Annotated in this window: 13 protein-coding genes and 1 pseudogene; 13 read left to right on the top strand and 1 reads right to left on the bottom strand. The window is 49.0% G+C overall.

Annotated elements, in window-relative coordinates:
- Window positions 1-406 precede the first annotated feature (406 nt).
- The gene (locus BLA28_RS33640) at window positions 407-676 is read right to left on the bottom strand and encodes a helix-turn-helix domain-containing protein (RefSeq protein WP_009251175.1); all 270 of its coding nucleotides are present in this window, start codon (window positions 674-676) and stop codon (window positions 407-409) included.
- Window positions 677-928: 252 nt separating this feature from the next.
- Here BLA28_RS33640 and BLA28_RS34385 point away from each other — a divergent pair, with 252 nt between their 5' ends.
- The 13 genes and pseudogenes from BLA28_RS34385 to BLA28_RS02625 form a co-directional block, all read left to right on the top strand.
- Window positions 929-1,420 (top strand): sporulation initiation factor Spo0A C-terminal domain-containing protein, encoded by a 492-nt coding sequence (locus BLA28_RS34385; protein ID WP_009251174.1) that lies wholly within the window; start codon window positions 929-931, stop codon window positions 1,418-1,420.
- Between the two features lie 259 nt (window positions 1,421-1,679).
- Window positions 1,680-2,003 (top strand): hypothetical protein, encoded by a 324-nt coding sequence (locus BLA28_RS02680; protein WP_069151915.1) that lies wholly within the window; start codon window positions 1,680-1,682, stop codon window positions 2,001-2,003.
- A 14-nt stretch (window positions 2,004-2,017) separates the two neighbouring features.
- Window positions 2,018-3,058, top strand: coding sequence for a V0D/AC39 family V-type ATPase subunit (locus BLA28_RS02675; protein ID WP_009251172.1), 1,041 nt, complete (start codon window positions 2,018-2,020; stop codon window positions 3,056-3,058).
- 42 nt (window positions 3,059-3,100) lie between these two features.
- The gene (locus BLA28_RS02670) at window positions 3,101-5,056 is read left to right on the top strand and encodes a V-type ATP synthase subunit I (RefSeq protein WP_069155909.1); all 1,956 of its coding nucleotides are present in this window, start codon (window positions 3,101-3,103) and stop codon (window positions 5,054-5,056) included.
- Between the two features lie 42 nt (window positions 5,057-5,098).
- A complete protein-coding gene (locus BLA28_RS02665; protein ID WP_009251170.1) occupies window positions 5,099-5,542 on the top strand; it encodes an ATP synthase subunit C in 444 nt (147 codons plus the stop codon).
- Window positions 5,542-5,850 (top strand): V-type ATP synthase subunit F, encoded by a 309-nt coding sequence (locus tag BLA28_RS02660; protein ID WP_009251169.1) that lies wholly within the window; start codon window positions 5,542-5,544, stop codon window positions 5,848-5,850. Before BLA28_RS02665 ends, BLA28_RS02660 begins: the two co-directional genes overlap by 1 nt.
- A gap of 14 nt (window positions 5,851-5,864) precedes the next feature.
- Window positions 5,865-6,437: a V-type ATP synthase subunit E gene (locus tag BLA28_RS02655; RefSeq protein ID WP_009251168.1), complete on the top strand. Its 573-nt coding sequence runs from the start codon at window positions 5,865-5,867 to the stop codon at window positions 6,435-6,437.
- 43 nt (window positions 6,438-6,480) lie between these two features.
- Window positions 6,481-8,247 (top strand): V-type ATP synthase subunit A, encoded by a 1,767-nt coding sequence (locus BLA28_RS02650; RefSeq protein WP_009251167.1) that lies wholly within the window; start codon window positions 6,481-6,483, stop codon window positions 8,245-8,247.
- 12 nt (window positions 8,248-8,259) lie between these two features.
- Complete coding sequence (locus BLA28_RS02645; RefSeq protein ID WP_009251166.1) at window positions 8,260-9,654, top strand: V-type ATP synthase subunit B; 1,395 nt, start codon at window positions 8,260-8,262, stop codon at window positions 9,652-9,654.
- An 18-nt stretch (window positions 9,655-9,672) separates the two neighbouring features.
- The gene (locus BLA28_RS02640; RefSeq protein WP_016359965.1) at window positions 9,673-10,314 is read left to right on the top strand and encodes a V-type ATP synthase subunit D; all 642 of its coding nucleotides are present in this window, start codon (window positions 9,673-9,675) and stop codon (window positions 10,312-10,314) included.
- Window positions 10,311-11,123, top strand: a complete 813-nt coding sequence (locus BLA28_RS02635; protein WP_069155908.1) for a tyrosine-protein phosphatase — start codon at window positions 10,311-10,313, stop codon at window positions 11,121-11,123. The genes BLA28_RS02640 and BLA28_RS02635 overlap by 4 nt, the downstream gene beginning before the upstream one ends.
- A gap of 134 nt (window positions 11,124-11,257) precedes the next feature.
- On the top strand, window positions 11,258-13,426 hold the full coding sequence (locus BLA28_RS02630) for a beta-galactosidase (protein WP_081329806.1): 2,169 nt from the start codon (window positions 11,258-11,260) through the stop codon (window positions 13,424-13,426).
- 322 nt (window positions 13,427-13,748) lie between these two features.
- Window positions 13,749-14,131, top strand: a pseudogene (locus tag BLA28_RS02625) (hypothetical protein); the annotation flags it as partial.

Raw genomic sequence — 14,131 nt, 5'->3', positions numbered from 1 at the left:
GGAGGGCGAAACCGGGCAGCCTTGGTGAGTCTCAGGAACACACGTGGCAACACTTTCTTATTTTATCTGCTCCCCACATTAAATCTACAACGTGGACGTCCCCCAAGAACCAACCGAGCGGCCTGGGGCATTGATCTTCGTCCGGCTTTCGGCTCCGGCCTTTCCGCAGAGACAGCGGCCCAACAAGGATTCCAGTAAGGGCCGTATAAATACGCCGGTCCTTACGCTGCGTATTTTGCAGCGTTAGTACCGCTGCGTAGTTATCCGAGCGAGAGCAAAAACGACTAAAAGTCGTTTGCCCGCACAGGAACCTTGCTGAGCCGTTGGCTGTACGGAGAGGCCGGAGCCGAAAGCCGGACGAAGATCAATGCCCCAGGCCGCTCGGTTGGTTCTTGGGGGACTGAAACTATGAATGATCGGAAGGTCGGGGAGAGATTTCTTTTCCTGCGAGGTAGTCTATGGTGCAGCCGAAGGCGAGGGATATTTTGAGGATACTTTTCAGGGATGGGTTTGAGATTTTGCCGTTGGCTATTTTTTTGATCGTTTCATAGGGGACGCCGGAATTGTCGGACAGAATTTTAAGGGACCAGTTGTGGGTGGAGAGTTGGCTGGATATTCGGGACATTATGATTTCAGCGAGATCTGGACTGTCGTTTTCCGTATCGTAGTAATCCATATAATTTCCTCCATGAATGTGCGGGTATTTGTGAAGAACAGGCTTTGAGAGAATGATAAGTCTGTATGTTATCGTTATTGCATTCTTCCTTTTTATTCCTTTATGTGCCATGAAAGGCACAAAAAACATAAAATTTTTCTTAAATTGTGCCATAAATTACCTTTACAAATAAAAATAATCTGATAAAATATAGTAGTAACATTTAATTGTTAATACAATTTTGTGGGGAATGATACGAGAGGAGAAAACATTATGAGTTGTATGTGGGTATCGGTGGCTGATTGCAATCAGTCACACATTTTTCAACTTACCCAATTACTAAGACAGGACAAGGAACTTCAGATCATTTTATCTTACGGAGCTCCATACGCGGACAATAGGGGGAATTGTTCATCACAAAGTCGTATTGAACGTTTGCTTTCCAGAATTGGAATGCCATCACATCTGAAAGGATATCAGTATCTGAAGACTGCGCTTGCTATTTGTCTGGAGGATATGGAAGAACTGGACGGAATTACCAAGAAGCTTTATCCTGCGGTTGCCAGAAAGCATAAGACAACGGCGGAGAAAGTGGAGCACGCCATCAGACATGCAATTGAGTCGGCCTGGAAAAGAGGCGATGAAAAGGTGCATAAGAGTCTTTTCGGTTATTGTCAGACAGAAGGAAAACGTCCTACTAATTCGGAATTTATTGCGAGAATGGCTGACTATCTTCTGCATGATACAACATCTCTCCTTTCCTGAGCCAGGAAAGACAGGAGGAGCAATGGGTGTAAAATGGGAGATAATTTGGGATATGGAAAAAGAGCTAAAAGGCGTCAGGAATCGGCATCCAGACGCTTTTTTTATTGCCAAGGAATAGCAAAATGAACATTGTTTATTTGTAAGTTATGCATATTGTGGATTGGTTTTTCGAGTGGTATACTTAATTAGCATTGGCAATATGACAGACAAAAATTAAATGATAGGGGCATATTGCTGATAGGAAGGCAGGAGGTAGTATATGGAAAAAGCCGTAGATGAAGTGATCAGCAGGCTGGCGGAGATTGAAGATACAGCCAACCGGATGAATGACGCGGTGGAAGTGAGGAAAAAAGAGATTTCTGCCGAAATGGAAGCCAGGACGAAGGATTTTGACGAGACCCTGTCCGCTGATACGAACAAAAAACTGGAAGAGCTGCAGAACAGGCTTATGAAGGAAAAAGAAGAAGCGCTGGCAGGACTTGAGGAAGAGACAGGTCAGCTTCTGGAGAAGCTGCAGCAGAAGTATGATAAAGAGCATGGTAAGCTGAGCGACCGGCTCCTTAATGAAATGGTTCGCAGCTGAAAGGACGAAGTGTTATGAGTTTATTCCGTTACAGCGGACTCTCCACGAAGGTAAAGGCCATGAGGGGCCGGCTGCTTTCCCAGGAGCAGTTCCGGGAAATGAGTGATCTGCACAGCGTGCCTGAGGTTCTTTCCTATCTGAAAAAGATTCCTTCCTACGAGAAGGCATTGGGGGACAGGGATGAAACGCATCTGCACAGAGGTGCGGCAGAAGCGCTGGTTAAGCAGTCCCTTTATTATGATTTCGGCAAGCTATATCGCTTTGCTGATTTGGAACAAAGAGTATTTCTGGATGATTACTTTATGAGGTATGAAGTGATTTTTCTGAAAAATGTGCTGCGGTACCTGTTAGACAGCCAGGAGGATTTGGCGGAGATTGATCTGTCGGCTTACCGGGCTGTTTTTGAACGCCATTCGTTAATGGATCCCCATGTGTTAATGGGGGCGGAAAGTGTGGAGGGCCTCATCGGCCTGCTGCAGGATACGCCTTACGGAAAGGCGCTGGCTATGGTGAATAAAGCAGGCGGCGCCAATCTGTTTGATTATGAAGCCGCTTTGGATATGCTTTTTTTCAAACAGCTCTGGCAGGATGTGAAAAAGCATCTGAAGAAACAGGATCTGATGGTTATACAGCGTTCTGCAGGATTGGAAGCGGATACCCTGAATATGCAGTGGATAAACCGGGCCAAGAAATATTACCATATGGCTCCTGCGGATATTTATGCATTTCTGATTCCCATCCACTACCGGCTTTCCACCGGTCAGGTCAAGCAGCTAGTGGAGGCGGAAAGTATCAAGGAATTTATGGATGTCCTGGAGGATACCGGTTATGGCAGGTTCCTTGAGGAAGCGGATAATTCCCAGCTGGAAAAAATATGCGGGAGGCTGATGGATAAGGTGCATCAGTTGAATATGCGGACGGCAGCTTATTCCGTTGCCTGCCTGGATACCTATTTATATGAGAAGGAACAAGAGGTAAATAAGGTAATCAAGGTTATCGAATGCGTCCGGTATGGTCTGCCCGCAGACCGAATAAAAGAATATCTGGCGTCCTGACCCGTTCGGCGGGTGGTGATGCCTGATTAGGAGGTGTGAGCAGTGATAGAAAAAATGAAATTTATCAGTATTATCGGACCCAAGGCAGAAATAGACAGAGTGGCCTCCGAATATCTTTGCCGGTACGAAATCCAGCTGGAGAACACGTTATCAGAGCTAAAAGATCTGAAAAATATCACGCCCTGTGCGGAAAGCAATCCTTATCGGGATGTAAAGGTCAGGGCAGATGAGCTTGCGGCCCGTTTGACGGATGGAACGCAGCGTTCGCAGACATATGACAGGATGGACACCGGGCAGGCGGTATCCCTGATTGAAGAGCTCTGGAAGGAGCTGGATGTATGCAAAAAGGCAAAAGGCAGCCTGGAAGAAGAAAGGAAGAAGGTAATAGACCTTCTGACGAATATCAAGCCCTTCCAGAACCTGCATTATGATGTCGCTTCTATTCTCCATTTCAAACATATCAAGTTCCGGTTCGGCAAGATTCCTGTGGAATCCTATTCCAAGCTGCAGGAGTATCTCATGGACGATATCTGTTCCATATTCGATGAGTGCGGAAGAGATGAGAATTATATCTGGGGTGTCTATTTTGTACCGGCAGCCGAAGAAGAGAAGGTTGACGCCGTATATGCTTCTCTCCACTTTGAAAGGACCTTCATCGATGATGATTATGAGGGTACCGTAGAGGAGGCTTATGATAAACTGACCGCCAGAAAAAGAGAGCTTGACGGTAAGCTCCGGGAACTGGAGGATACCTTCCAGGATAAGCTGGAGTCGCAGAAATCCAAAGTACTGTCTGCTGCACAGACGATTACGGAGAGCTCCGAATATTTCGATGTACGCCGTCTGGCGGCATTTACCAAGGCGAAGGATACGGTTTTCTTTATCCTCTGCGGATGGATGACGCAGGAGGATGCGAAGAAATTCGAGAAAGAAATCGAAGGGGATGCGGATATTTTCTGTATGATCGAGGACGGTAAGGGCGAAAGCCTGGAGAACCGGTTCCGCAAGCCGCCGACCAAGCTGAAAAACCCGAAGATTTTCAAACCCTTTGAAATGTTTATCCGGATGTATGGGCTTCCCAACTATCAGGAATTTGATCCCACGATTTTTGTAGCCATAACCTATTCCATTATTTTCGGAGCTATGTTCGGGGATGTGGGGCAGGGACTGTGCCTGTTTGTGGGCGGCATGCTTCTGTATAAGTTTAAAAAACTCAACCTTGCGGCCATCGTAGGCAGCTGCGGTATCTTTTCCACCATTTTCGGTTTCTGTTTCGGCAGTGTGTTTGGCTTTGAAGACGTGATAGAACCTCTCTGGCTGCGTCCCACCGAAGCAATGACCACACTTCCTTTCATAGGAAATCTGAATACGGTATTCGTGGTGGCGGTTGCCCTCGGCATGGGCCTGGTTCTCCTGATGATGGTGTTCCATATCATCAACAGCCTGCGGGCAAAGGAGCTGGGGGAAGCGCTCTTTGATACCAATGGCGTGGCAGGACTTGTATTTTACGGAGCCGTGGCCGCGGTGGTGGTGCTCTTTATGACAGGGCATTCCCTTCCGGCAGGTATCGTGCTTGTGGTGATGTTTGCGGTGCCTTTGCTGGTGATAGCCTGCAAGGAGCCGCTGACCAATAAGCTGAATAAAAAGAAGGAACTGATCGAGGGAGGAAAAGGGATGTTTGTGGTGCAGGCCTTTTTCGAGATGTTTGAAGTCCTCCTCAGCTACTTTTCCAATACCCTTTCCTTTGTGCGTATCGGCGCCTTTGCCGTGAGCCACGCGGCCATGATGCAGGTGGTTCTGATGCTGGCCGGGGCGGAAAACGGAGGGACCCCCAATATCATTGTCATTATTGTGGGCAACCTGGTTGTCTGCGGAATGGAAGGCCTGATTGTGGGGATACAGGGACTGCGTCTTCAGTATTATGAATTTTTCAGCCGTTTCTATAAGGGCGACGGCAGGGAATTCACACCTTATGCCAAAACAGCAAAGAGTAATTAATCATATAAAAAATAATAAAGGATTAACAGGAGGTCATTTATCATGGCAAAAGTATTACTTTTCACAGCATTAATTTTAAGTATTGTGGTACCCTTCCGCTTGTATTTTAAAGGAGAAAGAACGAAGAAGAGATATAAAGTATCCCTGGCAGTGAATGCCATTGCCTTTTTCGGCCTGATGCTGGGAACGGGCCTTGTGATGTTCGGAGGCCAGGCATCCGCAGCGGACGCGGCTAATACGGCAGCGGCAGCTACCGCAGCAGCGGGCGGCATGGCTACCGGTCTGGGCTATCTGGCGGCAGGCCTTTCCATCGGTCTTTCCTGCGTGGGCGGCGGTATTGCCGTAGCCAGTGCGGCCAGCGCAGCGCTCGGCGCCATCAGTGAAGATTCCTCCATCCTTGGTAAGTCCCTCATCTTTGTAGGTCTTGCCGAAGGTGTCTGCCTTTACGGTCTGATCATCGCCTTCATGATCCTTGGTAAACTGTAATGAAAATGTATCTTATCAGCGATAACATTGATACCTATACCGGCATGAGGCTGGCTGGGGTGGAAGGTGCGGTAGTCCATGAAAAGCAGGAGCTGAAGGCAGAAATCGACAAGGTGCTTGCCGATAAGGAAATCGGAATCCTGCTGCTCACGGAAAAATTCGGAAGGGATTTCCCGGATGTCGTCAACAATGTGAAGCTGAATTGTAAAGTGCCGCTGGTGGTGGAGATACCTGACAGACATGGTACCGGCCGGAGATCGGATTTCATTACGGCATATGTGAACGAAGCAATCGGTATCAAGTTATAATAGGGAGGTTCTTTATGACAACTGAGGAAAAGTTAAAACATTTCCTGGATGTGACGACAGAGAGCACCAACGCTAAAAATGCGAAGGTTCTTGAGGATTATACCAATGCGCTGGAAAAAGCTTTTGAAGAGCATAAGGAAGAGAGCACGAGGAAGGCTGCGCTGCAGCTGAAGCTTTCCGAGGACAGCTTTAAAAAGAAACAGAACGCGGAAATTGCCAGAGCACAGCTGCAGATCCGGGAAAGAGTGAGCGGGCTTTCGGAAGAACTGAAGGCGAAGCTTTTTACGGAGGTAAGGGATAAACTGGAGCGCTACATGGACACCAGAGAATATCAGGATTATCTGGTGGCGGAAATCCGGAAGGCGAAGGAATTTGCCGGAGAGGATGAAGTGCTTATTTATATTGACCCTGCTGATTCCGGCAAGCTGAATTCCCTTGCAGCCATGACCAATACGACGGTTGAGGTGAGCAAATACGGGTTCGGCGGCGGTATCCGCGCATTGATCCGTTCCAGGAATATTCTGATTGATCAGTCCTTTGAAACGAAGCTGAAAGAAGCGGAAGAAACGTTCGTATTTCAGATATAGGGCTTGACAGGCCGTATCTTAAGACAGAAAGAGAGATCTTGTGATGGAAAAAACAGGAAAGATATATGGAATTAACGGGCCTGTAATTACGGTAAAGGGTGATGTTGGTTTTTCCATGGGAGAAATGGTTTATGCCGGTGAAGAGAAGCTGATCGGAGAGGTCATTTCCCTGACGAAGGAATTTACAACCATTCAGGTTTACGAAGAAACCTCCGGAATGAAGCCCGGGGAAATGATTACGGGAACCGGAGCCACCTTATCCGTAACACTGGCGCCCGGTATCCTTAACAATATATTTGACGGTATCGAAAGGCCTCTGGAGGAAGTAGCCCGGATTTCCGGTGATTATATCAGCAGAGGCTTTGCCGTGGATTCTCTGGATATCCACAAGGAATGGGATACCAAAGTAGCGGTAAAAAAAGGGGATAAGGTCAGCGGAGGCACTATTATAGCCGAAGTGCCTGAAACACCTGCCATTGTGCATAAGGTTATGGTGCCTCCCGGAATGGAAGGCTATATCATAAGCGCCGCGGAAGATGGAAAGTATACCATTCAGGATACCCTTGCCGTGCTGCAGAAGGCGGACGGAACGGAAATCAATCTGACTATGGTCCAGAAATGGCCCATCAGGCGTCCCCGCCCCTCTGCAAAAAGATTCCCCGTGTCCCAGCCCCTGGTAACAGGCCAGAGGATTCTGGATACCCTGTTCCCCATTGCCAAAGGAGGAACCGCGGCGATTCCGGGAGGGTTCGGCACGGGTAAAACCATGACCCAGCATTCCATCGCCAAATGGTCCGATGCGGATATCATTATTTATATCGGCTGCGGGGAGCGCGGCAATGAGATGACAGAGGTTCTGGAGGACTTTTCCAAACTGATTGACCCGAAATCCGGAAATCCCCTGATGGACAGGACGGTGCTGATCGCCAACACCTCCAACATGCCTGTGGCGGCCCGTGAAGCAAGCGTATATACGGGTGTGACGCTGGCGGAATATTACAGAGACATGGGCTACCACGTGGCTATTATGGCGGATTCCACCTCCCGCTGGGCGGAGGCTCTTCGTGAGCTTTCTGGACGTCTGGAGGAAATGCCTGCCGAGGAAGGCTTTCCCGCATATCTGGCAAGCCGCCTGTCCGCCTTTTACGAACGGGCCGGTATGGTGCAGAACTTAAACGGCACGGAAGGAAGCGTATCCATCATCGGCGCGGTATCCCCGCAGGGCGGTGATTTTTCCGAGCCGGTTACGCAGAATACCAAACGTTTTGTCCGCTGCTTCTGGGGACTGGATAAGGGGCTCGCCCATGAAAGACATTTCCCCGCCATCAGCTGGCTGTCCAGCTACAGCGAATACCTGCCGGATCTGGCGGGCTGGTATGCGGATCATGTGGGAAGCGATTTTATCGACAACAGAAACCAGCTGGTATCTATTTTGACCCAGGAAAGCAGCCTGATGGAAATCGTCAAGCTTATCGGCGGGGATGTCCTTCCCGATGATCAGAAGCTGACGCTGGAGATTGCCAGGGTCATCCGCCTGGGCTTTTTGCAGCAGAATGCATTCCATCCCGAGGACACCTGTGTGCCTCTGGCAAAGCAGAAGCTGATGATGGAAACCATTCTTTATCTGTACCAGAAATCCAAAGTGCTGGTATCCATGGGAATGCCCATGTCGGTGCTGCGGGAGGATTCCATATTTGACAAGGTGATCTCCATTAAGTACGATGTGGAAAACAACCGTCTGGATAAATTTGATGATTATAAAAAGGCAATTGATAAGTTTTATGATGACGTCATTGCCAGAAATGCATAAAGGAGGCGCATTATGGCAATTGAATATTTGGGCTTAAGCAGCGTGAACGGCCCTTTTGTAGTATTGGAAGGCGTACAGGGCGCCTCTTTTGATGAGGTTGTGGAAATTACCGTGGACAACGGCGGCCTGCCGGAACGCAAGCTGGGCCGTGTGGTGGAAATCAATGAGGATAAAGCGGTGGTGCAGGTGTTTGAAAAGACCGAAAACCTGTCTTTGCAGAACACCCACACCCGTTTCACCGGTCATCCTATGGAAATCGGGCTTTCCGAAAGCCTTCTGGGAAGAACCTTTAACGGGATCGGAGAACCTATTGATAATCTGGGAGAAATCGTGGCTGAGAAAAGGGCGGACGTGAACGGCAAGCCCTTGAACCCGGTAAGGAGGGAATATCCCCGTAACTATATCCGTACAGGTGTTTCTGCTATCGACGGGCTGACCACACTGATCAGAGGGCAGAAGCTGCCTATTTTCTCCGGAAACGGTCTTCCCCATGACCAGCTGGCGGCACAGATTGTGCGTCAGGCCTCTCTGGGAGACAGTTCCGATGAAAAATTTGCTATTGTTTTTGCCGCTATGGGTGTAAAATATGATGTGGCGGAATATTTTAAAAGCACCTTTGAGGAAAGCGGCGTGTCCGACCATGTGGTTATGTTCCTGAACCTGGCGAACGATCCTGTGGTGGAAAGGCTGATTACCCCCAAGGTGGCCCTTACCGTGGCGGAGTATCTGGCATTTGAAAAGAACATGCATATCCTGGTTATTCTGACGGATATGACCTCCTTTGCAGAGGCGATGCGTGAAGTTTCCTCCAGCAAGGGAGAAATCCCTTCCAGAAAAGGTTACCCCGGTTATCTTTACAGTGAGCTGGCGACTATTTACGAACGCGCGGGTATCGTGGACGGCGTGGACGGTTCTGTTACACAGATCCCCATTCTTACCATGCCGAACGATGATATTACCCACCCTATCCCGGATCTTACCGGATACATTACGGAAGGGCAGATCGTTCTGGATCGTGAGCTGAACGGCAAATCCGTATATCCTCCCATCAATGTGCTTCCTTCCCTGTCCCGTCTTATGAAGGACGGTATCGGAGAAGGTTATACGAGGGCGGATCACCAGGATGTGGCTAACCAGCTTTTTGCCTCATATGCAAAGGTGGGGGATGCCAGGGCGCTGGCAAGCGTTATCGGTGAAGATGAACTGTCCCCTCTGGATAAAAGGTATCTGGAATTCGGAAAGGCTTTTGAGTCCCGTTTTGTGGGCCAGGGCCAGGATGAGAACCGCTCCATTCAGGAAACCCTGGATATCGGCTGGGAGCTGCTGCATATGCTTCCCAGGGAAGAACTGGATCGTGTCAACACGAAGGTTCTGGAGCAATATTATCCCGCAGAGGAGAAGGCGTAAAGGAAAGGGTGTGAGCGCATGGCAGAGAGTAATATATTTCCTACCAAAGGCAATCTGATCATGGTGAAAAATTCCCTGGAGCTGGCAAAACAGGGCTATGAGCTGATGGATAAAAAAAGAAATATCCTCATTCGGGAGCTTATGAACCTGAACGAGGAGGCAAAGGCTATCCAGTCGGAAATCAACGATACCTTTACCAATGCCTATGAAGCCCTTCAGCAGGCCAATATCGAGGTGGGAATCCATTATGTGCAGGAAATATCCCATGCGGTGCCGATAGAAAGCTCCATCCGGATCAAAACCAGGAGCATCATGGGAACGGAAATCCCCAAGGTGGAATATACGCCGGATGAGGCCGGGCCCAGCTATGGCTTTTACAGCACAAGGGAGTCTGTGGACAGGGCAAGGGAGGGGTTCCTGAAGGTAAAGGAGCTGACGATCAAGCTGTCCATGGTGGAAAATGCGGCGTACCGTCTGGCAATGAACATCCGTAAAACCCAGAAACGCGCCAACGCGCTGAAGAATATAACAATTCCCACCTACACGGCGCTTGTCAAGGATATCAGCAATGCCCTGGAGGAAAAGGAAAGAGAAGAATTTACCAGACTGAAGGTTATTAAGCGGAACATGAACAAGAAAAAGGAACAGGAGGCCGGATGAAAGAGATCACAAGAATCCCGTTGGAGGGACTGCATAACACCAGAGATTTAGGCGGATTTGAGACAGCGGACGGAAGGAAAATCCGTCCCCGCAGGCTGATACGCAGCGGACAGCTGTCAGGCATGACAGAAAAAGATAAGCAGGTTCTCACAGAGGATTACGGACTGCGTACGGATGTGGATTTCCGCACCGGACAGGAACGCACGGAGGCGCCGGATCCCCGGCTTCCCGGTGTAGCCTATGTGGAGAATCCCATTCTCAGCGACCAGGCTATCGGAATCACCCGGGAGAAGGATTCGGAAGAGGATATGATGAAGCTGCTGGTACAGCAGATGAGTTCCAGTGAAAAGGCGGCGGAGGAATACATGGCAGGACTGTACCGCAATCTTGTTATGGATCCTTTTTCCAGACAGCAGTACCGGAAGTTTTTCGGGATTCTTCTCGATCAGAAGGAAGGCGCTGTCCTCTGGCACTGCAGCGCCGGCAAGGACCGGGTAGGCGTAGGGACAGCATTGCTCCTTTCCGCGTTGGGAGTACCCCGTGAAACCATTCTGGCGGATTATATGATGGTGAATACCTTTACCGCAGAGGTGGTGGAGAGCCGTCTGGAAGAACTGAATGAACGCCTGCAGAACCCGCAGCTGATTGATTGCCTCAGGGAACTGATGCAGGTACAGGAAAGCTATCTTATCAGCGTATTTCAGGCGATTGAGGATGGCTATGGCACGATGGATTCCTTTCTGGAAAAGGAAATGGGGTTGTGTGCAGAGAAAAGAGAGCAGCTTCGGGAGATGTATCTGGAGGGCTGAGAATAATGGGAGAAGGGCTGGTATCCGCATGGCGATGCGGGATACCAGCCCTTTTTCAGACCTGATATTGACTTTCCTGCTTAAATACAATAGTGTTGTAAGTATAAAAGGCAAACGGAGGGGGCGGTAAGGATATGGATAACATAATCAAAGTAACAGGGCAGCAGCAAGAGAGAATTAAGCTGCCGATGTGTGGAAAAGACAGGGAAGGGAACCTGTATGAGGTGGATAACCTGAGTCTTTTGAAGAATGGGAAGCGTTTTCTTCCTGTCATGGGGGAATTTCACTATTCCCGCTATGAGCCTGCGGATTGGGAAGAAGAGATCCTGAAAATGAAGGCAGGAGGTATCCGCATTGTCGCTGCATATGTTTTCTGGATCCATCATGAGGAACGCAAAGGCGAGTGGGATTTTACTGGCTGCAGGGATCTGCGGGGATTTCTGGATGTATGCGGAAAAACCGGTATGCAGGTGTGGCTGCGTATCGGCCCCTGGGCTCACGGAGAATGCAGGAACGGCGGTTTTCCCGACTGGCTGGTAAAGGAATGCACAGACAGGCTTCGCAGCAACGACCCGGTATATCTGCAGGAGGTCAGGCGGTTCTATCAGAAAATAGGGGAACAGGCGGCAGGCCGTATGGCAAAAGACGGCGGCCCCATAATAGGCATACAGCTGGAAAATGAGTACGGGCACTGCGGCGGAGGCCCTTCTTCCGTGGAAGAATGTATGGCACATATGCGCACCCTGAAGAAAATGGCATTGGATGCGTCCCTGGAAACCCCTTATTATACCTCTACCGGCTGGGGAGGAGGAATTGTGGTGGACGGGGAAACGCTTCCCGTACTGGGAGGCTATGTGGATGCGCCCTGGGCGGAGCATGTGGAGGAAATGCCTGCCAGTACCAATTTCATCTTTTCTTCCTACAAGCAGGATGAAAATATCGGTTCGGACCTGAAGAGTCAGGAAAGCATGCAGATGAGGCTACAGCAGGAACTGCAGAGTTTTACCTTTTCCATTCATAAAAATCCCTATCTTACGGCGGAGCTGGGAGCCGGCCTGCAGGTAACCTCCCACAGAAGGACCTGTCCCTATCCGGAGGATATTGAGGCCCAGGCTCTCTGTATGCTGGGAAGCGGGGCTAATCTGCTGGGATATTATATGTATCACGGCGGCATTAATCCGGAAGGAAAGGTTACCACCCTCCAGGAATCCAGGGCCACAGGCTATAATAATGACCTTCCGGTGAAAAGCTATGACTTCCAGACCTGCATCCGGGAATCAGGAGAAGTGAAGGAAAGCTATGGCAGGCTTCGCAGACTGCACTTGTTTTTGGAGGACTTCGGGGAAGTGCTGGCGGGAAGCGATACCTTTTTCCCGGAAAAGCAGCCGGAATCGCCGGAGGATATGCATACCCTGCGGACGACGGCCCGGATAAATCAGGAAACGGGAACAGGATTTCTTTTTATTAATAACCATCAGAGAAAGCGTGTTATGGAAGAGCATGTCAACGCTGCGGTAAAGCTGGAGCTGCCGGAAGGAGAGCTGCTGCTGGATTCTCTGTATATAAAATCCGGCGCCTGCGGTATTATTCCCTTTGCACTTCCCTGCGGGAGCGGCTTTCTGGAAAAAACAAATGCTTTTCTGCTGTGCCGTCTGGGCAGCCGTTATTTCTTCTATACGGATGGAGAGCCGGTTTATCAGTGGAGAGGACAGGAAGGGGAAGTGGTGACGCTCACTTCCGATCAGGCCTGCCGGGCCTGCAGGCTGGGGGACACCCTTTATATTTTGGAGCATGCGGACAGCTGTCTCATTGAGAAGGAGGGCAGGGTCTGCCTGTTATCTGTCCATGAAGAAGAGAAGGTGCTTTGCTATAAAAGTACGGGGGAACCGGAAATGAAAGTCTTACGTGCCGACCCGGTGAAGGTGCCTGTGGAGATGAAAGCCCTGGAAGGCTCCGGACGGGAAGGGGAGCAGAGGGAATATTGTGAATATCAGATACAGCTGGGAGCGGTGCCTGTGGATAACATTCACCAGTTATATCTGGAAGCGGATTATGTGGGGGACAGGGCAGAGGTTTACCTGGACGGGAAGCTGGCGGATGACTGGTTTACCACCGGTGAAAAATGGCATATTGCGATGAAACGGTTTGGGTATCCAAGTGAGCTGGTTATCAGGGTTTATTCCAACGACTGCCCGATTCCTAATCCTTATGGAAATCAGGTCTATTATGATCTTCCGGTGGAGAAGGGATGTGTGCTTAAGGGAGTGAAGGCGGTGCCGGAGTATAGTTTTAGAGTTCTTTAATATCGGGTTCTAAGAATGATAAACAGTATGAAAAATGGGGGCATATCCCGTAAGGGATATGTCTTCTCAGCCAATAAATATATTCAAAAAAATACATTCAAAAGTAAATTTATAGTTGCAGTATGGGTAATAATATGCTAAAGTAAATACAAGCATAATTTTCTATGAATCCGGGCTTATACGCCATCTACTTTCTATATTCTATTCAGAAACTCTATGCTTACAATCCATTTTAAACAGGCAGGAGCTGCTGAACGGAAGGTGATTATGCCCTTATTCTATCAGACGGCTTCCTGCACACAATTGCAGAAAGGAGCAGTCTATGGAAGCGAAGAATTTCATGGAAGAAAAGCCATCCATAGAAAAAACGCAGTCTATGGAAGAAAAAGAACTTCATGTGGTAAAAAAACACAAGGATACGGTTTTCCGTATGCTGTATAATGACAGGGAGAAACTCCTGGAGCTATACAACGCTCTTAATGGAACCGTATATGAAAACACCGGCGAGTTGGAAATCTGTACGCTGGAAAACGCAATCTATATGGGATTTAAGAATGATGTGTCATTTCTGTTTGATTCGGAAATGAATTTATATGAGCATCAGTCTTCCTTTAACCCGAATATGCCGCTTCGGGATCTCTTTTACATTTCCAGACAATTGCAAAAGTATGTGGTAGGGAAGACCCTCTATTCCAGTAAGCTGGT

This window comes from Eisenbergiella tayi, from assembly GCF_001881565.1.
Classification (GTDB): domain Bacteria; phylum Bacillota; class Clostridia; order Lachnospirales; family Lachnospiraceae; genus Eisenbergiella; species Eisenbergiella tayi.
Note: the sequence above shows the minus strand (reverse complement) of the source record. Positions and strands in the feature narration are given on the sequence as shown.

Bases quoted from the DNA above. Each gene is read 5' to 3' on its own strand.
- BLA28_RS02665 (WP_009251170.1), top strand. From the start codon at position 5,099: ATGGCAAAAGTATTACTTTTCACAGCATTAATTTTAAGTATTGTGGTA.
- BLA28_RS02650 (WP_009251167.1), top strand. From the start codon at position 6,481: ATGGAAAAAACAGGAAAGATATATGGAATTAACGGGCCTGTAATTACG.
- BLA28_RS02635 (WP_069155908.1), top strand. From the start codon at position 10,311: ATGAAAGAGATCACAAGAATCCCGTTGGAGGGACTGCATAACACCAGA.
- BLA28_RS33640 (WP_009251175.1), bottom strand. From the start codon at position 676: ATGGATTACTACGATACGGAAAACGACAGTCCAGATCTCGCTGAAATC.
- BLA28_RS02680 (WP_069151915.1), top strand. From the start codon at position 1,680: ATGGAAAAAGCCGTAGATGAAGTGATCAGCAGGCTGGCGGAGATTGAA.
- BLA28_RS02640 (WP_016359965.1), top strand. From the start codon at position 9,673: ATGGCAGAGAGTAATATATTTCCTACCAAAGGCAATCTGATCATGGTG.
- BLA28_RS02660 (WP_009251169.1), top strand. From the start codon at position 5,542: ATGAAAATGTATCTTATCAGCGATAACATTGATACCTATACCGGCATG.
- BLA28_RS02655 (WP_009251168.1), top strand. From the start codon at position 5,865: ATGACAACTGAGGAAAAGTTAAAACATTTCCTGGATGTGACGACAGAG.
- BLA28_RS02645 (WP_009251166.1), top strand. From the start codon at position 8,260: ATGGCAATTGAATATTTGGGCTTAAGCAGCGTGAACGGCCCTTTTGTA.
- BLA28_RS02675 (WP_009251172.1), top strand. From the start codon at position 2,018: ATGAGTTTATTCCGTTACAGCGGACTCTCCACGAAGGTAAAGGCCATG.
- BLA28_RS02630 (WP_081329806.1), top strand. From the start codon at position 11,258: ATGGATAACATAATCAAAGTAACAGGGCAGCAGCAAGAGAGAATTAAG.
- BLA28_RS34385 (WP_009251174.1), top strand. From the start codon at position 929: ATGAGTTGTATGTGGGTATCGGTGGCTGATTGCAATCAGTCACACATT.